This is a genomic window from Paracoccus sp. PAR01, from assembly GCF_014851995.1.
Classification (GTDB): domain Bacteria; phylum Pseudomonadota; class Alphaproteobacteria; order Rhodobacterales; family Rhodobacteraceae; genus Paracoccus; species Paracoccus litorisediminis.
In genome coordinates, this window is record NZ_JACVAW010000009.1 from 147,180 (window position 1) to 170,490 (window position 23,311).

Genomic DNA, 23,311 nt, shown 5'->3' on the forward strand with positions numbered 1-23,311 from the left:
CCGGAAAGCTCAGGCCAGTCCGCTGCTCCCCAATGAGCGGCTGAGAAGCTCGAGCTGCTGCTTGTCGGCCCGGTCGCGATGGGCATTGTGCCTTTCGCGGGTCAGGGCACGGTCGCCTTGTTTCAACGCGTCCAGCACGCTGCGATGTTCGGCATTCGATTCCTCGGGCAATGGCCGCGTCGGCAGGATCATCATCCTTGCGCGGTATTGCTGGCCCCAGAAGGCGTTCAGCGCCGTCTGCAGGCGCTGGTTGCCGCAAAGAGCTACCACTTCGGAATGGAATTCGTCGTCAAGATCGGACCAGCGGGCGATGTCGCCCGAGGCGGTTGCCACCTCCATATCCTCGACCATGCGTTCCAGCAGGCGGGTCTGTTCTGGCGTCAACCCGCGCTCGGCGGTCAGTTCGAACGCCCGCACTTCAAGTGCCGAAAACACGTCGAGGATATTCGCGAAATCCTGCAGGGACAGCGCCTTGACGGTGACGCCGTGGCGCGGGCGAACCTCGACCAGTCCTTCCTCTTCAAGCTTGATCACCGCCTCGCGCACCGGAGTGCGCGAAAGAGCCAGCAGCCCGGCCAGTTCGGTTTCCAGCAATGTCGTGCCGGGCGCCAGCCGCCCGGTCAGGATGCGGTAGCGCAGGTCGTGATAGGCGCGTTCGCGCGCGGCCATTTCTGTCAGCCCATGCAGACTGGGGACCGATCTGGCCGAACGCCCCTTGGCCCTTCGCGAGACGGGCGGTTCAGCCTGTGGCATGGCCGCTATCGCGGATATGCGCCCGGATGATCGAAGGGAAATCCGGGTCGGCGGTAAAGCCCGCCGCCAGTGCGCGGTCGGGCGCGAAGTCCTGCGGCCAGCCAGCGACGATGGTCCGGATCGTCTCATTCGGGACCCGTTTGACGCGAGCCACGGCGTCGTCGCCCGCGACCTCGCGCAGCGCCTCCAGCACCTCGGCAATCGACAAACACAGTCCCGGCATGGTCAGGCAGCGCCGCACGCCAAGCTGCGCCGTGTCCATCGTGGACGCATGCAGCAGGAAGCCCACGGCGGCATCGGGGCTGGCGAACCAGTGGCGCACGTCATCCTCGACCGGCAATTCGGCGTCGAGCCCCGCCAGAGGCTCGCGGATGATGCCCGAGAAGAAGCCCGAGGCTGCCTTGTTCGGTTTGCCGGGGCGCACGACGATGGTGGGCAGACGGATGCCGACGCCGTCGAAGAAACCCTTGCGGGCATAGTCGTTCAGCAGCAGCTCGCCGATCATCTTTTGCGCGCCATAGCTGGTCATCGGCGCGGTCAGGAACGTGTCGGTGATCTTTTCCTCGAAAGGCGCGCCAAAGACCGCAATGGACGAGGTATAGACCACGCGCGGGTGATAGTCGGGGCCCTGGGCGCGGATCGCCTCGAACAGGTGGCGGGTGCCGTCCATGTTGATGGCATAGCCCTTGTCGAAATCGGCCTCGGCTTCGCCCGAAACGATGGCGGCAAGGTGGAAGATCACGTCAGGACGGTCGGTGACCAGCCCATCGACCGTTGCCCGGTCGGAAATATCGCCCGATTTCACCGTGACGGCGATGGAATCGGTCGAGGCCAGATCGGCCGGAACCACGTCGAACGCGGTCAGTGCATCCACAGGATGCGCGCCCAGCGTGCCAGTTTTCAGAATGTTTTCGGCTAGCCTGCGGCCAACCATGCCTGCAGCACCAATGATCAACAGCTTCATGTCCGACCTATCCTCCCCAGTATCGGTCGGATTATGTATACATTGCTGTCGAGGCTTGCGCCAGTGTTTCGATAGAGTCGAAATGCCCGGCCGCGTCGCCGCGACCGGGCTGTCAGCTTACTTGCCCCAGCGCAGGGCGACCGGGTCCAGCGGGCGGACCAGATCCATCAGCATGGCGCGGGTCGCCGGGTGCAGCGCCGGGATCGGGTGGCGGCTGAATTCCGACTTGATCACGCCGCCTTCGACCATGACGGCCTTGGCCGACAGGAAGCCGCATTGGCGGTTTTCGTGGTTCACCGCGGGCAGGATGCGGGCATAGGCGGCGGTGGCGGCGGCGCGGTCGCCGGCCTTCCAATGGGTCAGCACCGGCTTGATCTGGTCGGGGATCATCGCCGAGGTCATGGTCCCGGTCGCGCCTGCATCAAGGTCGGCCAGCAGGGTGATGGCTTCTTCGCCGTCGAAGGGGCCTTCGATCGCGTCACCGCCTTCGGCGATCAGCGCGCGCAGCTTGTTCGCGGCGCGGGGGCACTCGATCTTGAACAGCTTCACCATCTCGATCTCGCGGGCCATGCGGACCAGCAGCGGCACCGGCAGGTCGACGCCCGAAAGCGGCGCGTCCTGGATCATGATCGGGATGCCGACGTCACCCACGCGGGCGAATTGCTCAAAGGTTTGCTCGGCGGTGCCTTTCAGCAGGGCGCCGTGGTAGGGGGGCATCATCATGACCTGGGCCGCGCCAAGATCCTTGGCCAGCTGGGCACGCTCAACCACGATCGGGGTCGAGTAATGGCTGATCGTCACGATCACCGGCACGCGCCCTGCGACATGCTCCAGCGAGACGCGGGTCAGTTCCTCGCGCTCGGCATCCGAGATCAGGAACTGTTCCGAGAAGTTCGCAAGGATGCAGATCCCGTCCACGCCCTGATCGATCATGCAGTCGAGAATGCGGCGCATGCCGGCATAATCGACCGAGCCGTCATCGTTGAAAGAAACCGGCGCAACCGGCCAGATGCCCTCGTATTTAGCCATGATGGCCTCCTGAAAAATTCGGGCCGGATGGTATACCATTTTGTCGCGGGCGCAAGCGGACCCCTTTCCCCTTGGCGGATTCTGGTATACCAAGTCAGCCAAGCGATAGCCCGGAGATGAGGCAAGCCATGGGAAATACCAGAGCAAACAAGCGCTTCCGTTCGCAGGAATGGTTCGACAACCCGAACAATCCCGGCATGACCGCGCTGTACATCGAGCGCTACCTGAACCAGCAGTACACGCGCGAAGAGCTGCAATCGGCGCGCCCGATCATCGGCATCGCCCAGACCGGCAGCGATCTTGCGCCCTGCAACAAGATCCATGTCTTCCTGATGGACCGGATCAAGGCGGGTATCCGTGACGGCGGCGGTATCCCGATGGAATTCCCGGTCCATCCGATTCAGGAAACCGGCAAGCGCCCGACGGCGGCGCTGGATCGCAACCTGGCCTATCTGGGTCTGGTCGAGGTTCTGCATGGCTATCCGCTGGACGGTGTCGTGCTGACCACCGGTTGCGACAAGACCACACCCGCCATGCTGATGGGCGCGGCGACGGTCGACATTCCGGCGATCACGCTGAATGGCGGGCCGATGCTGGATGGCTGGTGGAAGGGCAAGCGCGCCGGTTCCGGCACGGTCGTCTGGGAAAGCCGCCGGCTGCTGTCCGAGGGTAAGATCGACTATGATGAGTTCATGTCGCGCGTCTGCGCCTCGGCGCCGTCGCTTGGGCATTGCAACACCATGGGCACGGCCAGCACGATGAATGCCATGGCCGAGGCGCTTGGCATGTCGCTGACCGGCTGCTCGGCCATTCCCGCGCCCTTCCGCGAGCGCATGAACATGGCCTACCAGACCGGCAAGCGCATCGTCGAAATGGTCTATGAGGACATCAAGCCCAGCGATGTCATGACCCGCGAAGCCTTTGAAAACGCGATCATCGTCAATGCGGCCATTGGCGGCTCGACCAATGCCCCGCCGCATCTGCAGGCCATCGCGCGCCATGCTGGTGTGGAACTGGATGTGACCGATTGGCAGAAGGTGGGCTTTGACGTGCCGCTGCTGGTCAATATGCAGCCCGCCGGGGAGTTCTTGGGCGAGAGCTTCTTCCATGCGGGCGGCGTTCCTGCCGTCATGGGTGAGCTGAAAAAGGCCGGTCGCCTGCATGAGCGGGCGATGACGGTGACGGGCCAGACCATGGGCCAAAACCTGATCGGCTGGGAGAGTCAGGATCAGGCGGTGATCCGCCCCTATGCCAACCCGCTGCGCGAGAATGCGGGCTTTATCGTCCTGACCGGCAACCTGTTCGATTCCGCGCTGATGAAGACCAGCGTGATCTCGAAGGATTTCCGCCAGCGCTTCCTGTCCCAACCGGGAAATGAGGGCGTCCACGAGGCCCGCGCGGTGGTCTTTGAGGGCCCGGAGGATTACCACGACCGCATCAACGATCCCGCCTTGGGTATCGACGAACATTGCATCCTGTTCATCCGCAATGTCGGTTGCGTCGGCTATCCCGGCAGCGCCGAGGTGGTGAACATGCAGCCGCCGGACGCGCTGCTGAAACAGGGCATCAACCACCTGCCGACGGTGGGTGACGGGCGGCAATCGGGCACTTCGGAAAGCCCGTCGATCCTGAACGCCAGCCCGGAATCCGTGGTCGGCGGCGGGCTGGCCTATCTGCAGACCGGTGACCTTGTGCGGCTGGACCTGAATGCGGGCCGCATGGACGCGCTGGTCGATGAGGCCGAATGGCAGGCCCGCAAGGAGGCGTGGACGCCGCCAGTGCTCGAATGCCAGACGCCTTGGGAGGAGATTTACCGCAAGGAGGTTGGCCAGTTGGCGCAGGGGGGCTGCCTTGAACTGGCCACCGCCTATCAGCGCGTGCGCCAGACCATGGCACGCGACAACCATTGACGGCACTCTAAGGGAGGAGAGAGACGTGAAGAACATCCTGATCACCGGTGGCGGCAGCGGCGTCGGCCGCGCCACCGCCCGCCGTTTCCTGATCGAGGGCTGGCAGGTCGGCCTGATCGGTCGGCGCGAGGACGCCCTGCAGGAAACTGCCGAGGACAACCCGAACGCCCTGATCCTGCCCTGCGACGTGACCGATGAGGCCGCCGTGGATGCGACTTTCGCCAAGGTGGCTTCTAGCTGGGGGCGGCTGGATATCCTGTTCAACAATGCGGGCGCGGTCCTGCCCTCGACCCTGATCGACGAGATTTCGGTCGCGGATTGGCGGCGGGTGACGGATGTGAACATCACCGGCATGTTCCTGTGCGCCCGCGCGGCCTTTCGTCAGATGCGCAATCAGCAGCCGATGGGCGGGCGGATCATCAACAACGGCTCGATCTCGGCTGACGTGCCGCGTCCGGGCTCGGTCCCCTACACGGTGTCGAAACATGCGGTGACGGGGCTGACGCGGACGCTGTCTCTGGACGGGCGGCCCTTCAACATCGCCTGCGGGCAGGTCGATATCGGCAATGCCCTGACCGACATGGCGGTCGCCATGACCAAGGGCGTCCCGCAGGCCGATGGTTCGACCAAGATCGAGCCGGTCATCGACGTGAAGACCGTCGCAGATTCGGTCTGGCACATGGCCACGATGCCCGAGGGCGCAAATATCCAGTGGCTGACCGTGATGGCGACCAACATGCCCTATATCGGGCGCGGCTGAGGGGATGTGGGTATGAACAAGGTTCTGGCCGTGGGCCAGTATTCCGATATCGACGTGGCCGCGCTGACCGATGAATTCGGCGCGCGACCGCTGGATGACCTGTCGCAGATCGCCGACCTGTCCCCTGCCTTGCGGGCTGAAGTCACGGCCCTTGCCTATAAGGGTCATCACCCGCTGAATGGCGCGGTGATGGACCTGCTGCCGGGGCTGAAGCTGATCGCGAATTTCGGCGTGGGCTATGACGCGATCAATGTCACGGATGCCTCGGCGCGCGGCATCACCGTAACCAATACGCCCAATGTCCTGAATGACGACGTGGCCGATCTGGCCGTGGCGATGCTGATCATGGAATCGCGCAAGCTGACGGCTTCGGAAAACTGGATGCGCGATGGCAAATGGCCCGCGGGCGGTGCCTATCCGCTGGCGCGCAAGATGTCGGGTCGCAAGGTCGGCGTGCTGGGCATGGGTCGCATCGGCCGCGAGATCGCCGACCGGCTGGCCGCCTTCAAATGCGAGATCCATTACCAGTCGCGCAGCCGCAAGGACGCGCCCTCCGGTTGGACCTATCATGCCGACCCCGTGGAACTGGCCCGCGCGGTCGATGATCTGGTCATTGCCGTCGTCGGCGGTCCCGAGACCGAGGGCTTCGTTTCGGCAGCGGTGATCGACGCGCTGGGGCCTGACGGGATCATCGTCAATATCGCCCGCGGCTCGGTCGTGGACGAGGCCGCGATGCTGGACGCCTTGGAACAGGGTCGGCTGCGCGGCGCGGCGCTGGACGTGTTCCGGGCTGAGCCGAATGTCGATCCGCGCTTCCTGACGCTGCCCAATGCCACGATCCTGCCGCATGTCGGTTCGGCCACCGTTGAAACCCGCGCGGCGATGGGCGATCTGCAGCGCCAGAATGTCCGTGCGCATCTGGCCGGGCAGGCGCTTGTGACGCCGGTGAACTGATGGGCAGGGCGATGACCGAGGATAGTTTGGCCGAGGCCATCGCCTATGAGCTGCGCCGCGAAATCCTGCGCGGCAATCTGCCGCCGGGCGCGACGATCAAGGAACGCGACAATGCCGAAAGGCAGGGCGTTTCGCGCACCCCAATGCGCGAGGCGATCCGCATTCTGGCGAAAGAGGGGCTGGTGCAACTGCGTCCCCTGCGCAGCCCCATCGTCGCCGATCCTTCGCTGGCCGAGATCATCGACCAGATCCGGGTGCTGCACGCGCTGGAGCTGCTGTCGGGTGAACTGGCATGCGAAAAGGCCACTGAGGGCGAGATCTCTGCCATCGGCGCGCTGAAGGACCGGATCGAGGAAATCTATGGCGAGGCCGACACGCTGGACGTGTTCGAGCTGGACATGCAGTTCCATTCCGCAATTGTCGCTGCCTCGCATAATGCGGCGCTGGCGGAAACCCACGCCTCCTACATGGCCCGGCTGTGGCGGGCGCGCTACCTGTCGGCCCGCCGCAAGCTGTCGCGGGGGCGGGTGCTGCGCCAGCACAAGGCGATCCACGCCGCGCTGCACGCCCGGGACGTGGCCGCCATCAAGGCCGAGATCGGCGCCCATCTGGGCGCGATGATCGCCAATATCGAGGACCATTTCCGCGAGGAAACGGACGAGGGGCAGGATTAGGGCATGAAAAAGGGCGGCAACCTGACGGGTCTCTTGCTGATGACCGGTGCGGTGATGTTGTTCGCCGTGCAGGATACGACCGCGAAATTTCTGCTGGGTTCGGGGCTGGCGCTGATGCAGGTGGCCTTTGTCCGCTATCTGGGCCATCTGGTGATGACGCTGGTTGCGGTGCTGCCGAAGCAGGGCGTCTCGACGCTGCGCTCGATCAACCCGCGGCTGCAGATCCTGCGTTCGCTGGCGCTGCTGGGCAGCACGGCCTTCAACTTTGTCGGCCTGAGCCATCTGCCGCTGACCACCGTGACCGCCGTCATGTTCGCGGGTCCGGTCCTGACCACGCTTCTGGCCGTGCCGATGCTGGGTGAGCGGGTCAGCCCGCTGCAATTCCTGGCGATCATCGTGGGCTTTATCGGCGTGCTGATCGTCGTCGCGCCGTGGCAGGCGGACTTCCACCCGGCGATCCTGTTCTCGCTGACGGCCTGCATCTGCACCTCGTTCTATTTCATCTTCAGCCGAAAGCTGGCGGCGGAATCGACGGCCGTGCAGCAGGTCTGGTCCAGCGGCATCGCGGCGCTTTGCCTCGCGCCCTTCGCGATGATGCATTGGGAGCAACCGCAAAGCTGGCTGATCGTCGGGCTGATGTGCCTGATCGGCGTCGTGGGCGGCATGTCGCACAGTCTGGTCACGCTGGCCCATCGCATCGCCGATGCCTCGGTTCTGGCACCGGTGGTCTATCTGCAACTGCTTTTCGCTTCGGTCGCGGGCTATCTGGTCTTTGGACAGGTGCCGGGGGCCTCGACACTCTTGGGCGCGCTGGTCATCATCGCCGGCGGCGTGCTGCTTTGGCTGTCGGGTCGAAGAAACAGAATTGCCGCGATCCGGGCTTCCGCCATCGCGGTTTCTTCTAAACAGTCACAATCTGAACAAGGAAAGAAGGAGGAGAGATGAAACTGCTGCGTTATGGCCCCGAGGGCCAGGAAAAGCCCGGTCTTCTGGACGCCGAGGGCCAGATCCGCGACCTGTCGGGCCATGTGGCCGACATCGCCGATGACGTGCTGACCCCCGAAGGGCTGGCGAAACTGGCGGCGATCGACGTCTCCAGCCTGCCGGTGGTCGAAGGCTCGCCCCGTCTGGGCGCCTGCGTCGGCCATGTGCGCAAGTTCATCGCCATCGGGCTGAACTATGCCGACCACGCCGCCGAAAGCGGCATGCCGGTCCCGGCCGAGCCTGTCGTCTTCAACAAATGGACCAGCTGCATCGTCGGCCCGAATGACGACGTGGTCATCCCGGAAGGTTCGAAAAAGACCGATTGGGAAGTCGAGCTGGGCATCGTCATCGGCAAGACCGCCCGCAAGGTCAGCAAGGAACAGGCGCTGGAGCATGTCGCCGGCTACTGCGTCGTCAACGACGTGTCCGAGCGCGAATGGCAGCTTGAGCGTGGCCAGACCTGGGACAAGGGCAAGGGCTTCGACACGTTTGGCCCGATCGGCCCCTATGTCGTGACCCGCGATGAGGTGCCGGATGCGGGCAACCTGTCGATGTGGCTGGAGGTCGATGGCAAACGCTATCAGGACGGCTCGACCAAAACGATGATCTTCGACGTGGCGACTCTGGTGGCCTATTGCTCGAAGCTGATGACGCTGATGCCGGGCGACGTGATCACCACTGGCACCCCTCCGGGCGTCGGCATGGGTCAGAACCCGCAGGTCTATCTGAACGGCGGCGAAGTGATCCGTCTGGGCATCGAGGGTCTGGGCGAGCAGCGTCAAAGCGTGCGCCGCGCCTGATCCTGACGGGTGGCGGGGATTACCCCGCCGCCCTTCGTCTTTCGGGGAGGAAAGATGCAGTTTTCCGCAAATCTGGGGTTTCTGTGGTCGGATCTGGCGCTGCCCGATGCGATCCGCGCCGCTGCTGCCGCCGGTTTCGATGCAGTCGAATGCCATTGGCCCTATGCCCATGCCCCCGAGGCGGTTTCTGCGGCGCTGGCTGAAACAGGCCTTGCGATGCTGGGGCTGAACACCTTGCGCGGTCAGCCGGGCGAAAACGGGCTGTCCGCCATTCCGGGACGTGAGGCCGAGGCGCGGGCCGAAATCGACCGCGCCATCGCTTACGCCCGCGCCATCGGCTGCGGCTCGGTCCATGTCATGGCGGGCGTGGCCGAAGGGCCGCAGGCCGAGGCGGTTTTCCTTGCCAATCTGGACCATGCCTGCCGCGCCGCGCCCGATCTGACCATTCTGATCGAACCGTTGAACAGCTATGACGCGCCGGGCTATTTCCTGTCGCGCTCGGATCAGGCGTTGATGCTGATCGAGCGGCTGGGGCATCCGAACCTGAAGCTGATGTTCGACTGCTATCATCTGCAGATCATGGAGGGTGATCTGACTCGCCGCCTGACCCGGCTGCTGCCGGTGATCGGTCATGTCCAGATCGCTGCGGTTCCCGATCGCGGGACGCCCGATCATGGCGAGGTGGATTACCGCCATATCTGCGCCGTGCTGCGCGATCTTGGTTGGGATCGGCCGCTTGGGGCGGAATACAAGCCCGTTGGCGCGACCGGCGACAGTCTGGGCTGGTTGCCGGAGCTGCGCCGGATCTGAACCCGCGCCGGTGATGGCGCGGGCAGAATGGGTATTTAGGAAACGAAGAGATTCAACCGTCTTGGCCGGGCAGGCGGGTCCTGGCCTGAGTGGCGAGGATCTTGGCGATGGCGGCATCGGCCTCGCGCCCCAGTCCGGCACTTGATGCGGCGCGGTAGAGATCAAGCGAGGCTGCGGCCAGCGGCGTGGGGGTGTCCAGCGCGGCGGCGGCATCGGTGACGATGCCCAGATCCTTGACGAAGATGTCCACCGCCGAGAACGGGGTATAGTCGCCCGAGACCACCTGCGGCGCGCGGTTCTGGAACATCCAGCTGTTGCCGGCGCATTCGGTGATGACCTCGTATACCTTGCCCAGATCTAGGCCGGATTTCGCGGCCAGCACCATCGCCTCGGCCATGGCGGCGATATGGACACCGGCAAGAAGCTGGTTCACCAGTTTCATCCGGCTGCCCGCGCCCGGCTGGTCGCCAAGGCGAAAGACACGGGCCGCGATGGCGTCAAGCGCGGGCTGGATACGGTCAAAGGCCGCGGGAGGACCCGAGGCCATGATGCTGATCGCGCCGTCGCGGGCCTTGGCCGCGCCGCCTGAAACCGGCGCGTCTATGGCCAGCATGCCCGCCTGTGCCAGATCCTCCGCAATGGCTGTGGTATCATCGGGTTGCATGGTCGGGCAAAGAACGAAGACGGTTCCGGGCCGGGCCGCCGCGACCGCTCCGTTTTCGCCAAACAGCACGGTTCGGGTCTGGGCCGCATTCACGACATAGATGAAGACCGCGCCTGCCTCGCTTGCGGCCTCTGCGGGGGTGGTGGCGATGGTCCCTCCTGCCTCGGCCAGTTCCGCGCAGGGCGCGGGGTTAAGGTCGAGGCCGCGCACCGGCAGACCGGCACGGGCCAGCGACAGCGCCGCGCCCAGGCCCATCGAGCCAAGGCCGATAACGGCGGTGGAAAGGGTCATGTCAGCGCCTCCTTGCGGCGGATGAGGATGCGACGGATCAGCGGCGCGCACCAGACGAGGATGGTGAAGATGCCCAAACCGGCTGCGATCGGTCGCTCAAAGAACGAAAGCAGGTTTCCGTCCGCCTTGATCATCGAAGTGATGAAATGCTGTTCCAGCAGCGGGCCAAGCACCAGCCCCAGAATGGCGGGGGCGATGGGGATGTCGTTTTCCTCCATCAGGAAGCCGAGCACGCCGAAAGCCAGCATCAGGATGATGCCGAAGACCGAATTGGTGATGGCGAACGCTCCGACGATACAGAACAGCGTGATGATCGGCATCAGGATCTTTTGCGGCACCGCAAGGATCGTGGTCGAGGCGCGGATCGCCAGCCAGCCCAGCGGGATCATCAGCAGGTTCGCCAGCAGGAAGACGATGAACAGCGCGTTGATCAGCTCGGCCTGATTGATGAAGATCGTCGGGCCGGGATTCATGCCCTTGATGTACAGTACGCCGATGACGATGGCGGTGATCGAGTCGCCGGGGATGCCAAAGACCAGCGCCGGAATCCACGCCCCGCTGACGGCGGCATTGTTCGAGGCTCCGGCCTCGACCAGACCTTCGACATGTCCCTTGCCGAATTTTTCCGGCTCACGCGAGAAGCGCTTGGACATGGCATAGCTGATCCAGGCGGCGATGTCGGCGCCTGCACCGGGCAGGGCGCCGATCAGCGTACCGGTGATATTGCCACGCAGCATCTGTTTCGGGTAGCGGCGCAGGACCCCGATCTGGCTGCGCAGCATGCCCTTGGTCGAGGGGCGCAGCGGTGCGCCCAGCTTGTGCCCGTGGACGAAGTAGCGAAACACCTCGGCCAGCGCGAACAGCCCGATCATCGCCGGGATGAAGGAAATCCCGCCCAGAAGATCGAGATTGCCAAAGGTAAAGCGCGGCTCGGCGGTGGGGTTGTCCATGCCGACCGAGGCCGCGACCAATCCGATGATCAGCGCCACCAGCCCGCGTGGGACCGAGCCGGGCGACACGAAGATCGCCGCCGACAGGCCCAGCAGCACCAGCCAAAAATACTCGAAGGACGAGAATTTCAGCGCCATTTCCGCCAATATCGGCGAGGCGACGATCAGGACGATGGTGCCGAAAATACCGCCGATGACCGAAAACACCAGCAGCGCACCCAATGCCTCGGGGCCGCGGCCGGCGCGGGTCATGCGGTAGGAATCCTCGACATAGGCAGCCGAGGCGGGGGTGCCCGGAATGCGCAGAAGCGCGCCAGGAATGTCGCCGGAAAAGATCGCCATGGCCGAGGCGGTGACGATCGAGGCGATGGCGGCGATCGGCTCCATGAAGAAGGTGATCGGGACCAGCAGCGCCGTGGCCATGGTCGCGGTCAGACCGGGGATCGCGCCGACGAACAGGCCGAAGGCGCCTGACAGCAACATGACCAGCAGCACCTGCGGGTCGAAGACCATGGCGAAGGATTGGGCAAGAACGCTCATTGTCACCTCACCACGGCAAAGACAGGAATTCGCCGCGCGGCAGCGGCACCAGCAGCAGCTTGCCAAAGGCGAATTGCACCACGATCACCGTGGCCAGCGCGACCGGTAACGCGGTCAGAAGCCGGGTTCCGGTCAGCAGCATCAGCGCTGCGACAAGGATCAGGCTTGAAATGGTGAAACCCAGCCAGTCCGAGGCAAGGATATAGCCCGCGATGACGATAATGGCCGCCGCGATCTTGGCCCAGGCTGCGGGCTCGCGCGCCCAGTCGGGCGTGGTCGTCAGCGCCGCGCTGCGCTCAGTGGCGAGGCCCTGCACAAGCAGCCAGATGCCGACTGCCCCGGCCAGGATCGAGATGACCAGCGGCAGTGTCTCGGCCCCGTATTTCTGTCCCGGTATGGGCGAGAATTGCCGCGAGGCAAAGAACAGCCCGATCGCCCCCAGCAATGTCAGCGCGCCAAGCGCGCGGTCCCCCAGTCTCATGCCAGATCCCCCTTCGCTTGCATGAAAAAGGCCGCGGGATTGCGCCCCGCGGCCCGGTCGTCACTTGGCCAGACCGGCCTTTTTCATGACATCGCCAAGGCTGGCGTCATCGGCGGCGACGATCTGGGTGGCTTCCTCGGGGCCGGCCCAACGCAGGCCGAAGCCGCGTTCCTTCATGAAGTTCTGATAGGCATCGCTGTTATAGGCCTTTTCAATGGCCTCGATCAGCTTCGCGCGCGCTTCGGGCGGCATGTCCTTGGGCGCGGCGATGGCGCGCCAGACGGCCAGTTTCCAGTCCGATCCGGTCGCTTCTTTCAGCGTCGGCGTGTCGGGGAACAGCGATTGGCGTTCATCCGACATGCTGGCCAGCGCGCGGACACGCTTCGCATCGATCAGCGAGCGGCCCTCGGCAAGGGACGACGGCACCATCTGCACGCCGCCCGCGACCATGTCGGTCAGGCCCGCTGCGGCACCTTGGCTGGGGACGAAGGGCACGGCCGTGACCGGGATGCCCTCGGACATCAGCCAGCCCAGCAGGTTCAGGTGCCAGATGCCGCCCTGACCGGTGCCGGATGCCTTCACCGTCCCGGCCGGGTCGGCCTTGATCGTGTCGCGCAGCGCTGCCGCGTCCTTCCACGGCGCATCCTCGGCGACCATGATGCCGCCGGGATCGGCGTTGACCAGCGCCAGAATGTCGAAATCCTTGTAGGTCAGGTCGGTCAGGCCCTGCCAATGCATCATGTCGATTTCGATGGTCATGACGCCAATGGTATAGCCGTCAGGCTTGGCCCGCGAGATGGCGCTGTGGCCGACCACGCCCGAGCCGCCGGTGCGGTTCACCACGTTCACCGGCTTGCCCAGTTCTTCCTGCAGGATCTGGGCAAAGATGCGGCCGACGGCATCGGTGCCGCCGCCTGCGCCCCATGGCACGATCATCTCGATCGGACGTTCGGGATATTCGGCCATGGCCGGGGCAACACCAAGCCCCAGCGACAGCGCAGCCGCCATCAGCGGCAGAACAGCTCTGCGATTCATGATTTTCCTCCCTTGTGGCACGGCGTTACCGGGCCTCTCCCAAGGGAAAGATCAGTGATTCATGTATACATTGTCAACGGTGCAGACGGCTGACCAGCGCCCGGACAGGGATTTCAGGCATTCACTGCCGGATCGTAATGCATACGCGAGGATAGCATTTCGGCCTTGTCGAAATATTGCGGTGAAAGCTGCATGATCGCCGGCAGGTCGCCAAAGACCCTACGCAGATGCAGCCGCATCGCCTTTTCGGCACGGTCGGAATCGCCTGCGGCGATGGCATCGACCACGGCGCGGTGCTGGTCCAGCATCACGTCCTTGGGCGACACTGCCGAGACCAGATGCCGCACCCGGTCCAGATGCATCTTGAGTCCCTGCAGATGCCGCCAGACCAGCGTCTGACCGGCGATTGCGGCCAGCGAGTAATGGAATTCCTCGTCCAGGGTCACCAGCGCCTTGGCATCGCCCTGCGCAATGGCCTCTTGCCGCTCAAGGATCTCGCGGAGCGCGACGATCTGCTGGGGTTGCGCCAGCCGGGCGGCAAGGCGGACGATATCGGCCTCGACCGACTCGCGGATGAAGCGGGTGCCCATTACCCAATCCATGTCGATGCGCGAGACATAGGTCCCGCGCTGCGGACGGACCTCGATCAGGCCCTCTCCGGCAAGGCGGATGAAGGCTTCGCGCACGGGTTGGCGCGACAGGTCGTATTGGTCGGCGATCTCCTGTTCCGACAGGCGGGTGCCGGGCAGCAGGTCGGCGGCGATGATGCGCCGGCGCAGCAAACCGTACATCTGCATCGCGGCAGGCTGATCGGCTGCAATGATGGTGTCCGGGCGCGACGGCTCGGATTCAGTGGATGAAGTGGCCATGATCGTCCTCCTCGCATCCATTTCGGTTGAAGGCTACCCCTGCGTCAACTGCTTGTCACGCGGGTGAAACTGAAGCTGGTGGTCTGGCGATAGAGTTGCCCCGGCGAGAGCAGCACCGACGGGTAGCCGGGATGATGCACCGCATCGGGCCACAGCTGCGATTCCAACGCAATTCCGGCATGTTGGCCATAAGGACGACCACCGATTCCCGTTGCGCCGGGGCGCATGTGATCGGCGGCATAGACCTGAATCCCCGGCTCGGTCGAGGCGATCTGCATCCGCAGTCCCCCGGCCTCAAGCGTGGCGGCAGGCTGGGTCAGCTTATGCTTGTGCTCGGACAGGCACAGGTTGTGATCGATCAGCGGCCCGTCCAACCGCTCACCCAGACGCACGGGCGTGCGGAAGTCCAGATGCGAGCCTTGAACCGGGGCGGGATCGCCCAGCGGGATCAGCGTGTCATCCACCGGCAACCAGCTTTCCGCCGGGATGGTCAGCACGTGATCGGCGATACTGTCGCTGCCATCGAGGTTGAAATAGCTGTGCTGAGCGAAATTGCACAAAGTGGTTTCGCTGGAGGTGGCCAGCATCTCGATCTGCAACACCGCACCGGGCAGCAGCCGATAGCGGACATGGACCAGCATCGCGCCGGGAAAGCCCATATGCCCGTCAGGCAGATAATCCGACAGCGCGATCGCATCTGCCGAGATCTCGCCCACGGCCCAATTGCGCGTGCCCGTCCCGTCCGAGCCGCCATGAAGCGTGGTTCGGCCCGCCTCGTTGCGGTCCAGTTCCAGTGTCAGGTCATCGATCCGGGCATGGCCGCGCGCGATGCGGTTGGCGCAACGCCCGACAATGGCCCCGACATAGCGACCCTCACCCAGATAGGGTTCCAGCGCGGGAAAGCCCAAGACCAGCGGGTGATCAACCCCCTCCAGCCGCAGGTCCTGCACCGTCGCGCCCAGCGTCAGCACCGACAGCGTCAGCCCATGCGCGCTGATGGTGATGCGCTCGACGGTCTGGCCATCGGGCAGGGTGCCGAATACCTCGCGGGTCATGCCAGCACCTGCGGTTCCGGTCGGCCCCTTGGACCGTTCGGCATCACCAGCCAACTGCGCCCGTCCTGCGCGCCGCCCAGATCGACCGCAGCGCTGGTCAGCAGGATGCGGTCCAGATGCTCACCGATGAAGGCGGGGCAGGTGGTCTGTTTCGAGGGCACCTCGACCTGATCCAGCAGCCGCCCGTCCGGCGCGTGGCAGACCAGCCGCCCGGTACCCCAACGCGCGTTCCAGAAGTTGCCCTTGGCATCGGTGACCGCGCCATCGGGATATTCCTCGGTGCCGCGCAGATCCAGAAAGACCCGTTTGTCGCCCTTGGGCCAGCCGTCGCCATCCAGATCCTGGACCCAGACGGTCTGTTCTTCGGTATCGGCGAAATAGGCCAGCGTGCCATCGGGCGAGAAGCAGATTGCGTTGCTGATCGAGATCGGCGCGAAAAGCTTGCGCAACTCACCCTTGTAGTAGCGATAGATTGCGCCCTGACCGGGGCTCGCATCTACCGCCATCGTCCCGATCCAGAAGCCGCCCTGCGGATCGGCGCGCCCGTCATTGGAACGGGTGTCCGGGCGGTCGGCCTCTAGCGGGACTAGATCCTCACGGCTGCCATTCTTGAGGTTGAAACGGAACAGAGCCGTTTCGCTGGCGATGATCAGCGTGTCATGATCGATCCAGCCTGCAGCCGAGACGCGCTCATCAAAGCGCCATTCCAGCTCGCGCCCATCCTTGCGGCTAAGCATCCGGCGACCGAGAATGTCGAACCAGAAGGCCTGCTGACGTTCGGGATGCCAGAAGGCACCTTCGCCCAGCAGGCAGGCTCGGGGATCGAACAGGGTGTATTTCATGCCGGAAGCGCTGCGACCATCTCGCGCGCACGCTGACCGACGGACTCGGCACTGTCGCCGGGCTTGTAAAGCGAGGTCCCGATGCCGAAACCCTGCGCACCGGCGGCGTACCAGTCGGCAAAGTTCGAGGGACCAACGCCACCCACTGCATAGACCGGCATGTCGCGGGGCAGCACGGCGCGCAACGCCTTGAGCACGCCGATGCCACCCTGATCCGCGGGGAACAGTTTCAGCCCGGTCGCACCGGCGTCGATCGCGGTGAAGCATTCGGTGGCGGTAAAGACGCCCGGATAGGATTCCAGCCCACGGCGGCGGCTCTCGCGGATGACCTCGGGGTTCGCATTGGGCGAGACGATCATCCGCCCGCCGGCATCCGCGACCCGGGCCACATCCTCGACAGTCAGCACGGTGCCCGCGCCGATCGTCGCCTGACCGGCAAAGGCGGTCGCCATCAGCCGGATGCTTTCCAGCGGATCGGGCGAGTTCAGCGGGACTTCGATCCGGTCGATGCCGGCGTCGATCAGCGCCTGACCGACGGCCAGGGCGTCCGCGGGGGTCAGGCCGCGCAAGATGGCGATAATGGGCTGGGTCATGGGGTCCTCGTCAGGGCGGAAGCGGCAGCGGTCAGTCCGGCAAGGACCAATTCGCCGCCGTCCATTTGATGCGCATCGGCACCGGCCTGCGTCAAGGCCTGCGCGTAAAGCGCCGAGAGTTCCGGTGCGCCAATGATGATGACGCGACGGCCATGCCAAAGCGGATGCGCCGCTGCCAACTCGGACCCGATGAGCAGGCCCGAAAGCCGCCCCGCGCCCTGTTCCGGGGTCATCCCGTTCAACAACGCCGCTGCACGCAGGGGGAACAGCCCTGCCGCCGCCATGTCGGCATTGGTCGCCGCCTGCGCCGAGGCCTCAAGGAAGCCGGGCAGGTCGGGCTTGGCGTCGCCAATGGTCAGGCGCAGCACCGATTGGCGCGACAGCAGCGCATAGACCTCGCCGGTCATGAAGGTGTGGAAACCCTCGACCTGACCGTTCGAGATAATGACCCATTTGCAATGCGTGCCGGGCAGGCAAAGCGTGCCCTGAAAGTCCGGGTTCTGCGCGATGAAGCCCGCGATCTGGGTTTCCTCGCCGCGCAGCACGTCGGGCGGGTCGATCTGCGACAGGCCGGGCAGGATATGTACGTCAAGGCGAGGATCGCGCACGACGGGCCGGGTGGCGCGCAGCGGGTCCAGCGGGGTGCAGGGGGTGGGGCGGTATTCCGCCTCGACCCAGCCGGTGCGGGCACCGACCATGCCGCAGGCGATGACGGGGACCGGCTGGTCGCCCAGCCAGTCCTCGACCAGTTCCAGAAGCGCGGGTTCGAAGCCGTCGCGGTCAAGGCTACCCATGCCCTTGTCCGAGGAGCGGTTTTCCAGCACCTCGGAGTCGTTCATGGCCCAGACGCGCAGCCGGGTGGTGCCCCAATCGACTGCGATCCAGTTCGGCCTTACCATTCGAAGGCTTCCGACTGGACCCGGCGGCCCAGCATCATCGCATCGGCGACATGGCGGAACGGTGCCACGTCGACATCGCTTTCGCCCGCAGCGATGAGTTCAGCGAAGCGGGCATAGATGCGGTCATATTCGCCCGCCAGCGCGCCTTCGGCCGAAAGCACCTCGCCGTCCGCGGTAATGGTCGCGCCGCCTTGCGACAGCTCCATCACGCCGCGATCGGTCTCGATCCGCATGTCCCAGGTCTGCACGCCGGTCTCGCGGAAATCGAAGTCCAGATCGACCGGTGCGCCTTCTTCGGTCAGCATTTTCAGCTGAGCGGCGATCGGCGTGTCGCGGTTTTCCGGGAATTCCAGCGCGGCCTCGGTCGTGTAAAGGCCGACCGGCAGGATATAGGTCAGGATCGAATAGGCGTTGATGCCGGGGTCAAAGACGCCGGTCCCGCCGGGGGCAAAGATCCAGTCCTGACCGGGATGCCAGCGGCGCACGTCCTCACGCCAGGTCACCGTGATTGCGGTGATCTTGCGGTCCGAAAGCCAGTCCCGCGCGCCGGGGATGCCGGGGGCGAATTGGCTGTGCCATGCGGTGAAAAGCGTCTTGCCCTGTTCCTTGGCGATGCGCTGCAGCGTCATCACCTCGGACACGGTGGTGCCCGGCGGTTTTTCCAGCAGCACGTGGCGACCGGCCAGCAGCGCTTCGCGCGCGACGGCGAAGCGGACCTGCGGCGGCGTGCAAAGCGCGACCGCGCCGACTTCCGGGCGCTCGGCCAGGAAAGTCGTCACGTCCTTGTAGGAGGAGATGCCCTCGGCCGTGTTGAACGGATCAACCGTCGCCGCGAAGTTGAAGGCCGATGAGGCCTCCAACGCGGGACGGTGCTGTTCACGGGCAATCTTGCCGAAGCCGATAATGGCCAGATCAGTGGCTGTCACGTCCCACCTCGCTTCCGCGGCATCCTTTGAGGAAGTCGAAATCGGCCCCGGTATCGGCGCCCTCGACATGGTCATGGAACATCCGTGCATAGCCCGAGGCGGGTGGTTCGACCGGGTTCTTCCAATCGGCCAGACGGGCGGCGATTTCCTCGTCGCTCAGGTCCAGATGCAGGCGGCGGTTCGCCACGTCCAGTTCGATGAAGTCACCGCTGCGAACGATGGCCAGCGGGCCACCGCGCGCGGCTTCGGGCGAGGTGTGCAGGACAACCGTGCCGTAAGCCGTGCCAGACATGCGCGCATCGGAAATGCGGACCATGTCGGTGATGCCTTTTTTCAGCACCTTGGGCGGCAGGCCCATATTGCCAACCTCGGCCATGCCCGGGTAGCCCTTGGGACCGCAGTTCTTCATGACCATGATGCAGGTCTCGTCGATGTCGAGATCGTCATCGTTGATCCGGGCCTTGTAGTCGTCGATATCCTCGAAGACCACGGCGCGGCCACGGTGCTGCATCAGATGCGGGGACGCGGCCGAGGGCTTCAGCACCGCGCCCAGCGGCGCGAGGTTGCCCTTGAGGACCGCGATGCCGCCCTGTTGGGTCAAAGCCTTCTCGACCGGCAGGATGACATCCTCGTTCCAGTTCTTGGCGTCCTTGACCTCGTCCCAGATGCTTTCGCCCGAGACGGTCAGCGCGTCCTTGTGCAGAAGGCCGGCTTCACCCAGACGCTTCAGCACGACGGGCAGGCCGCCGGCATAGAAGAACTCTTCCATCAGGTATTTGCCCGAGGGCATCAGGTTCACGATGGTCGCGACGTCGCGGCCACAGCGGTCCCAATCGTCCAGCGTCAGCTCGACTCCGGTGCGGCCCGCCATCGCCAGCAGGTGGACCACGGCATTGGTCGAGCCGCCGATCGCTCCATTGCAGCGGATCGCGTTCTCGAACGCCTCTTTGGTCATGATGTCGCTGGGCTTCAGGTCATCCTTGACCATCTGCACGATGCGGCGGCCGGTCATCTGCGCCATCACGCGGCGACGGCTATCCACCGCCGGGATCGCGGCATTGCCCGAAAGCGCCATGCCGAGGGCTTCCGCCATCGACGCCATCGTCGACGCAGTGCCCATGGTGTTGCAGGTGCCGGACGAACGGCTCATCGCTTGTTCGGCCTCAAGGAACTCGTCCTGCGTCATCTCGCCAGCCTTCACGGCCTCCGAGAATTTCCACAGATGGGTGCCCGAGCCGATACGCTCGCCACGGAACCAGCCGTTCAGCATCGGACCGCCGGTGACCACGATCGACGGAATATCGGTCGAGGCAGCAGCCATCAGCAGCGAAGGCGTGGTCTTGTCGCAGCCGACCATAAGGACGGCACCGTCGATCGGCTGGCCGCGCATCGCTTCCTCGACCGCCATGGCGGCGAGGTTGCGATACATCATCGCGGTCGGGCGGAAGGTGTTTTCCGACGCCGAGAACACCGGAACCTCGACCGGGAAGCCACCGGCCTCCCAGATCCCGGCCTTCACCTTTTCAGCCAGCTCACGCAGGTGGCCGTTGCAGGGCGTCAGGTCCGACCAGGTGTTCAGGATGCCGATGACCGGGCGGCCATCGAACAGATCATGAGGGTAGCCTTGGTTCTTCAGCCAGCCACGATGGTAAATGGTGTCGCGCGAATTGCCGCCATACCAATGTTGCGACCGCAGCTTGCGCGGCCATTCAGCGGGTTTGAAGGACATTACGATTTTCTCTTGTTCGAGACGTCAAAGATGACGGCGGCCATAAGGACCAGGCCCTTGATGACCTGCTGGTAGTCGATGCCGATGCCAAGGATCGACATGCCGTTGTTCATGACGCCCATGATGAAAGCGCCGACGATTGCGCCGATCACCGTGCCGACACCGCCCGACATCGACGCGCCGCCGATGAAGACCGCCGCGATCACGTCCAGTTCGAAGCCGACACCGGCTTTCGGCGTGGCCGAGTTCAGACGTGCCGAGACGACCAGACCGGCCAGCGCGGCCAGCATGCCCATGTTCACGAAGGTCAGGAAGGTGATGCGCTCGACATTGATGCCCGAGAGCTTCGCAGCCTTCTCGTTGCCACCGATGGCGTAGATGCGACGGCCCAGCGTGGTGCGCTCGGAGATGAACGAATACAGTGCGACCAGAACGGCCATGACGATGAAGACGTTCGGCAGGCCGCGGAAGTTGGCCAGCGCCCAGGTCATCCAGGCCAGCGCAACAAAGATCAGGGCGTTTTTGCCGACGAAGAAGGCAAAGGGCTCATCGGCGATGCCGACGGCTTCCTGGCGCTTGCGGTTGCGGACCTGCAGCCACAGGATCACCAGCGCCGCCCCCCAGCCGAGGATCAGCGACAGCGTGTTCGGCTTGTCCGGCCCGAAGAAGTCCGGGATGAAGCCCGAGGCGATCATCTGGAATTCCTTGGGGAAGGGGCCGATCGACTGGCCCTGCAGCGCCCACATGGTCAGACCGCGGAACACCAGCATGCCAGCCAGCGTCACGATGAAAGACGGAATCTTCCAATAGGCGATCCAGTAGCCCTGCGCCGCGCCGATCAGGGCGCCTGCGACCAGGCTGAGCACGACCACCAACGGGACCGGAAGCCCCATCTTGACGATCATGATCGCCGCCAGCGCGCCGACAAAGGCCGCGACCGAGCCGACGGACAGGTCGATGTGACCGGCCACGATGATCAGCAGCATGCCGACCGCCATGATGACGATATGGCTGTTCTGCAGGAACAGGTTCGTCAGGTTCACCGGACGGAACAGGATGCCGCCGGTCACGACCTGAAAGAAGGCCATGATGATGACAAGGGCGAACAGGATGCCATATTGGCGCATGTTCCGGCGGATGAAGCCGAACGTGTCGCTGCCGCGATCGGTTGTGGTATCAGACATGGGCGGTCTCTGCCTCGATCTCTTCGGGGGTGATGTCTTCCTCGGTCAGGTCGTGGCCTGACTTGATGATGACCGACATGATGCGTTCCTGGGTCGCCTCGGAGGTGGGCATCTCGCCCACCAGACGGCCCTCGTTCATCACGATGATGCGGTCGGTGATGCCCAGAAGCTCGGGCATTTCAGAAGAAATCACGATGATGGACTTACCCGCGGCAGCAAGGTCGCGGATGATGGTGTAGATTTCGTATTTCGCGCCCACGTCGATGCCGCGCGTGGGCTCGTCGAGGATCAGAATTTCCGGCTCAGAGAACAGCCATTTCGCCAGCACGACTTTCTGCTGGTTGCCGCCCGACAGGTTCATCGTCGCCTGATCGATGGAAGGGGCGCGGATATTGATTGCCTTGCGGTAATCCTGCGCGACCTTGCCTTCCTTGTGGTGGTCGATGACGCCGTAGCGCGCGACACCGGCAAGGTTGGCCAGCGGAATGTTGCGGCGGATGCTGTCTTCCAGCACCAGGCCCAGCGACTTGCGGTCCTCGGTCACATAGGCAAGGCCAGCCTTGATCGCCTTGGACACGGTGCTCAGATCGGCATCCTTGCCATTGATCTTGACCGAGCCCTTGCGGAACACGCCGACCGAGCGGCCGAACATGCTCATCGCCAGTTCGGTGCGGCCCGCGCCCATCAGGCCGGCGATGCCCAGGACTTCGCCGCGCTTGAGGTCGAATTTGGCATTGTCGACCAGCAGGCGGCCATCGCCACCTTCCTCGGCCACGGTCCAGTCGCGGACCTGCATGATCACCTCGCCGATCTTGGGTTCGCGCGGCGGGTAGCGGTCGTCCATCGAACGGCCGACCATGTCCTTGATGATCTGGCTTTCGGGAACCATGCCCTGATGATGCGACACGGTGGCCCCATCGCGCAAGACCGTCAGGCTGTCGCAGACCTCGGAGATCTCGTTCAGCTTGTGCGAGATCATGATCGCGGTCATGCCCTGTTCGCGGAAGCTGTCCAGCAGGCGCAGCAGCGCGGCGCTGTCATGTTCGTTCAGCGACGAGGTCGGCTCGTCCAGAATCAGCAGTTCGACCTTTTTCGACAGCGCCTTGGCGATCTCGATCAGCTGCTGCTTGCCCATGCCCAGCTCGCCGACCTTGGTCTCGGGGCTTTCGCGAAGGCCCACCTTGGCCAGAAGTTCGGCGGTGCGGCGGTTGGTTTCGTGGCGGTCGATCACGCCGTTCTTGGCGATCTCATTGCCCAGGAAGATGTTCTCGGCGATCGACATATGCGGCACCAGGGCAAGCTCCTGGTGGATGATGACGATGCCCTGCTCTTCGCTGTCGGTGATCTTGCGGAAAGCCATCGGCTTTCCCTTGTAAAGGATCTCTCCGTCATAGGAGCCGTGCGGGTAGACGCCCGACAGAACCTTCATCAGGGTGGATTTGCCTGCGCCGTTTTCACCGCAAAGCGCGCGGATTTCGCCGCGCTTGACCACCAGATTGACGTTGTCGAGGGCTTTGACCCCGGGGAATTCCTTGGTGATTCCCCGCATTTCCAGAATGGCGTCCATCGCTACCATATGCCCCTAGCTTAGGAATACGCCGCCGCAAGGGATGCA

Annotated in this window: 23 protein-coding genes; 7 read left to right on the forward strand and 16 right to left on the reverse strand. The window is 64.4% G+C overall.

Annotated elements, in window-relative coordinates:
• Positions 1 to 9: 9 nt before the first annotated feature.
• The 3 genes from IB235_RS15105 to IB235_RS15115 all read right to left on the reverse strand — a co-directional run bounded on the left by IB235_RS15105 (position 10) and on the right by IB235_RS15115 (position 2,746).
• On the reverse strand, positions 10 to 753 hold the full coding sequence (locus IB235_RS15105) for a GntR family transcriptional regulator (RefSeq protein WP_225612339.1): 744 nt from the start codon (positions 751 to 753) through the stop codon (positions 10 to 12).
• Positions 740 to 1,717: a D-erythronate dehydrogenase gene (denD, locus tag IB235_RS15110; protein ID WP_192337395.1), complete on the reverse strand. Its 978-nt coding sequence runs from the start codon at positions 1,715 to 1,717 to the stop codon at positions 740 to 742. Before denD ends, IB235_RS15105 begins: the two co-directional genes overlap by 14 nt.
• A gap of 117 nt (positions 1,718 to 1,834) precedes the next feature.
• Positions 1,835 to 2,746, reverse strand: coding sequence for a dihydrodipicolinate synthase family protein (locus tag IB235_RS15115; RefSeq protein ID WP_155039062.1), 912 nt, complete (start codon positions 2,744 to 2,746; stop codon positions 1,835 to 1,837).
• Positions 2,747 to 2,874: 128 nt separating this feature from the next.
• Between IB235_RS15115 and IB235_RS15120 the strand changes: the two genes are divergently transcribed.
• The 7 genes from IB235_RS15120 to IB235_RS15150 are packed head-to-tail and all read left to right on the forward strand — an operon-like array spanning position 2,875 to position 9,638.
• A complete protein-coding gene (locus tag IB235_RS15120; RefSeq protein ID WP_192337396.1) occupies positions 2,875 to 4,656 on the forward strand; it encodes an IlvD/Edd family dehydratase in 1,782 nt (593 codons plus the stop codon).
• A gap of 25 nt (positions 4,657 to 4,681) precedes the next feature.
• Entirely contained in the window at positions 4,682 to 5,416 is a 735-nt protein-coding gene (locus tag IB235_RS15125; protein WP_192337397.1) for an SDR family oxidoreductase, read from the forward strand.
• A gap of 12 nt (positions 5,417 to 5,428) precedes the next feature.
• Positions 5,429 to 6,370, forward strand: a complete 942-nt coding sequence (locus IB235_RS15130) for a 2-hydroxyacid dehydrogenase (RefSeq protein WP_192337398.1) — start codon at positions 5,429 to 5,431, stop codon at positions 6,368 to 6,370.
• Between the two features lie 11 nt (positions 6,371 to 6,381).
• Complete coding sequence (locus IB235_RS15135) at positions 6,382 to 7,044, forward strand: GntR family transcriptional regulator (protein WP_155039058.1); 663 nt, start codon at positions 6,382 to 6,384, stop codon at positions 7,042 to 7,044.
• Between the two features lie 3 nt (positions 7,045 to 7,047).
• Positions 7,048 to 7,989, forward strand: a complete 942-nt coding sequence (locus tag IB235_RS15140) for a DMT family transporter (protein ID WP_192337399.1) — start codon at positions 7,048 to 7,050, stop codon at positions 7,987 to 7,989.
• Complete coding sequence (locus tag IB235_RS15145; protein ID WP_155039056.1) at positions 7,986 to 8,828, forward strand: ureidoglycolate lyase; 843 nt, start codon at positions 7,986 to 7,988, stop codon at positions 8,826 to 8,828. The genes IB235_RS15140 and IB235_RS15145 overlap by 4 nt, the downstream gene beginning before the upstream one ends.
• A 54-nt stretch (positions 8,829 to 8,882) precedes the next feature.
• The gene (locus IB235_RS15150; protein WP_192337400.1) at positions 8,883 to 9,638 is read left to right on the forward strand and encodes a hydroxypyruvate isomerase family protein; all 756 of its coding nucleotides are present in this window, start codon (positions 8,883 to 8,885) and stop codon (positions 9,636 to 9,638) included.
• Between the two features lie 52 nt (positions 9,639 to 9,690).
• Here the strand turns inward: IB235_RS15150 and ltnD are convergent, their stop codons facing one another.
• The 13 genes from ltnD to mmsA all read right to left on the reverse strand — a co-directional run bounded on the left by ltnD (position 9,691) and on the right by mmsA (position 23,263).
• On the reverse strand, positions 9,691 to 10,593 hold the full coding sequence (ltnD, locus tag IB235_RS15155; RefSeq protein ID WP_192337401.1) for an L-threonate dehydrogenase: 903 nt from the start codon (positions 10,591 to 10,593) through the stop codon (positions 9,691 to 9,693).
• Positions 10,590 to 12,083 (reverse strand): tripartite tricarboxylate transporter permease, encoded by a 1,494-nt coding sequence (locus IB235_RS15160; RefSeq protein ID WP_155039053.1) that lies wholly within the window; start codon positions 12,081 to 12,083, stop codon positions 10,590 to 10,592. Before IB235_RS15160 ends, ltnD begins: the two co-directional genes overlap by 4 nt.
• 7 nt (positions 12,084 to 12,090) lie before the next feature.
• Positions 12,091 to 12,564: a tripartite tricarboxylate transporter TctB family protein gene (locus IB235_RS15165; RefSeq protein WP_192337402.1), complete on the reverse strand. Its 474-nt coding sequence runs from the start codon at positions 12,562 to 12,564 to the stop codon at positions 12,091 to 12,093.
• Positions 12,565 to 12,624: 60 nt separating this feature from the next.
• Positions 12,625 to 13,599 carry a tripartite tricarboxylate transporter substrate binding protein gene (locus tag IB235_RS15170; RefSeq protein ID WP_155039051.1) on the reverse strand — a complete coding sequence of 325 codons (975 nt, stop codon included), beginning with the start codon at positions 13,597 to 13,599 and terminating at the stop codon, positions 12,625 to 12,627.
• Between the two features lie 113 nt (positions 13,600 to 13,712).
• A complete protein-coding gene (locus IB235_RS15175) occupies positions 13,713 to 14,468 on the reverse strand; it encodes a GntR family transcriptional regulator (protein ID WP_155039050.1) in 756 nt (251 codons plus the stop codon).
• Positions 14,469 to 14,512: 44 nt separating this feature from the next.
• Complete coding sequence (locus tag IB235_RS15180) at positions 14,513 to 15,523, reverse strand: aldose epimerase family protein (RefSeq protein WP_192337403.1); 1,011 nt, start codon at positions 15,521 to 15,523, stop codon at positions 14,513 to 14,515.
• Complete coding sequence (locus tag IB235_RS15185; protein ID WP_192337404.1) at positions 15,520 to 16,365, reverse strand: SMP-30/gluconolactonase/LRE family protein; 846 nt, start codon at positions 16,363 to 16,365, stop codon at positions 15,520 to 15,522. The genes IB235_RS15180 and IB235_RS15185 overlap by 4 nt, the downstream gene beginning before the upstream one ends.
• Entirely contained in the window at positions 16,362 to 16,958 is a 597-nt protein-coding gene (locus IB235_RS15190) for a 2-dehydro-3-deoxy-6-phosphogalactonate aldolase (RefSeq protein WP_192337405.1), read from the reverse strand. The genes IB235_RS15185 and IB235_RS15190 overlap by 4 nt, the downstream gene beginning before the upstream one ends.
• Positions 16,955 to 17,857, reverse strand: a complete 903-nt coding sequence (locus IB235_RS15195; protein WP_192337406.1) for a 2-dehydro-3-deoxygalactonokinase — start codon at positions 17,855 to 17,857, stop codon at positions 16,955 to 16,957. Before IB235_RS15195 ends, IB235_RS15190 begins: the two co-directional genes overlap by 4 nt.
• A complete protein-coding gene (locus IB235_RS15200; protein ID WP_370576902.1) occupies positions 17,851 to 18,783 on the reverse strand; it encodes a Gfo/Idh/MocA family protein in 933 nt (310 codons plus the stop codon). The genes IB235_RS15195 and IB235_RS15200 overlap by 7 nt, the downstream gene beginning before the upstream one ends.
• A complete protein-coding gene (gene araD / locus IB235_RS15205; RefSeq protein WP_192337407.1) occupies positions 18,770 to 20,512 on the reverse strand; it encodes an L-arabinonate dehydratase in 1,743 nt (580 codons plus the stop codon). The genes IB235_RS15200 and araD overlap by 14 nt, the downstream gene beginning before the upstream one ends.
• Positions 20,512 to 21,696, reverse strand: a complete 1,185-nt coding sequence (gene mmsB / locus IB235_RS15210) for a multiple monosaccharide ABC transporter permease (protein WP_192337408.1) — start codon at positions 21,694 to 21,696, stop codon at positions 20,512 to 20,514. The genes araD and mmsB overlap by 1 nt, the downstream gene beginning before the upstream one ends.
• Complete coding sequence (mmsA, locus tag IB235_RS15215; protein ID WP_155039240.1) at positions 21,689 to 23,263, reverse strand: multiple monosaccharide ABC transporter ATP-binding protein; 1,575 nt, start codon at positions 23,261 to 23,263, stop codon at positions 21,689 to 21,691. The genes mmsB and mmsA overlap by 8 nt, the downstream gene beginning before the upstream one ends.
• Positions 23,264 to 23,311 lie beyond the last annotated feature (48 nt).

Excerpts from the sequence above, each read along its gene's own strand:
- IB235_RS15105 (WP_225612339.1), bottom strand. The coding sequence starts at position 753 with ATGCCACAGGCTGAACCGCCCGTCTCGCGAAGGGCCAAGGGGCGTTCG.
- denD (WP_192337395.1), bottom strand. The coding sequence starts at position 1,717 with ATGAAGCTGTTGATCATTGGTGCTGCAGGCATGGTTGGCCGCAGGCTA.
- IB235_RS15115 (WP_155039062.1), bottom strand. The coding sequence starts at position 2,746 with ATGGCTAAATACGAGGGCATCTGGCCGGTTGCGCCGGTTTCTTTCAAC.
- IB235_RS15120 (WP_192337396.1), top strand. The coding sequence starts at position 2,875 with ATGGGAAATACCAGAGCAAACAAGCGCTTCCGTTCGCAGGAATGGTTC.
- IB235_RS15130 (WP_192337398.1), top strand. The coding sequence starts at position 5,429 with ATGAACAAGGTTCTGGCCGTGGGCCAGTATTCCGATATCGACGTGGCC.
- IB235_RS15135 (WP_155039058.1), top strand. The coding sequence starts at position 6,382 with ATGACCGAGGATAGTTTGGCCGAGGCCATCGCCTATGAGCTGCGCCGC.
- IB235_RS15140 (WP_192337399.1), top strand. The coding sequence starts at position 7,048 with ATGAAAAAGGGCGGCAACCTGACGGGTCTCTTGCTGATGACCGGTGCG.
- IB235_RS15145 (WP_155039056.1), top strand. The coding sequence starts at position 7,986 with ATGAAACTGCTGCGTTATGGCCCCGAGGGCCAGGAAAAGCCCGGTCTT.
- IB235_RS15150 (WP_192337400.1), top strand. The coding sequence starts at position 8,883 with ATGCAGTTTTCCGCAAATCTGGGGTTTCTGTGGTCGGATCTGGCGCTG.
- ltnD (WP_192337401.1), bottom strand. The coding sequence starts at position 10,593 with ATGACCCTTTCCACCGCCGTTATCGGCCTTGGCTCGATGGGCCTGGGC.
- IB235_RS15160 (WP_155039053.1), bottom strand. The coding sequence starts at position 12,083 with ATGAGCGTTCTTGCCCAATCCTTCGCCATGGTCTTCGACCCGCAGGTG.
- IB235_RS15165 (WP_192337402.1), bottom strand. The coding sequence starts at position 12,564 with ATGAGACTGGGGGACCGCGCGCTTGGCGCGCTGACATTGCTGGGGGCG.
- IB235_RS15170 (WP_155039051.1), bottom strand. The coding sequence starts at position 13,599 with ATGAATCGCAGAGCTGTTCTGCCGCTGATGGCGGCTGCGCTGTCGCTG.
- IB235_RS15175 (WP_155039050.1), bottom strand. The coding sequence starts at position 14,468 with ATGGCCACTTCATCCACTGAATCCGAGCCGTCGCGCCCGGACACCATC.
- IB235_RS15180 (WP_192337403.1), bottom strand. The coding sequence starts at position 15,523 with ATGACCCGCGAGGTATTCGGCACCCTGCCCGATGGCCAGACCGTCGAG.
- IB235_RS15185 (WP_192337404.1), bottom strand. The coding sequence starts at position 16,365 with ATGAAATACACCCTGTTCGATCCCCGAGCCTGCCTGCTGGGCGAAGGT.
- IB235_RS15190 (WP_192337405.1), bottom strand. The coding sequence starts at position 16,958 with ATGACCCAGCCCATTATCGCCATCTTGCGCGGCCTGACCCCCGCGGAC.
- IB235_RS15195 (WP_192337406.1), bottom strand. The coding sequence starts at position 17,857 with ATGGTAAGGCCGAACTGGATCGCAGTCGATTGGGGCACCACCCGGCTG.
- araD (WP_192337407.1), bottom strand. The coding sequence starts at position 20,512 with ATGTCCTTCAAACCCGCTGAATGGCCGCGCAAGCTGCGGTCGCAACAT.
- mmsB (WP_192337408.1), bottom strand. The coding sequence starts at position 21,696 with ATGTCTGATACCACAACCGATCGCGGCAGCGACACGTTCGGCTTCATC.
- mmsA (WP_155039240.1), bottom strand. The coding sequence starts at position 23,263 with ATGGACGCCATTCTGGAAATGCGGGGAATCACCAAGGAATTCCCCGGG.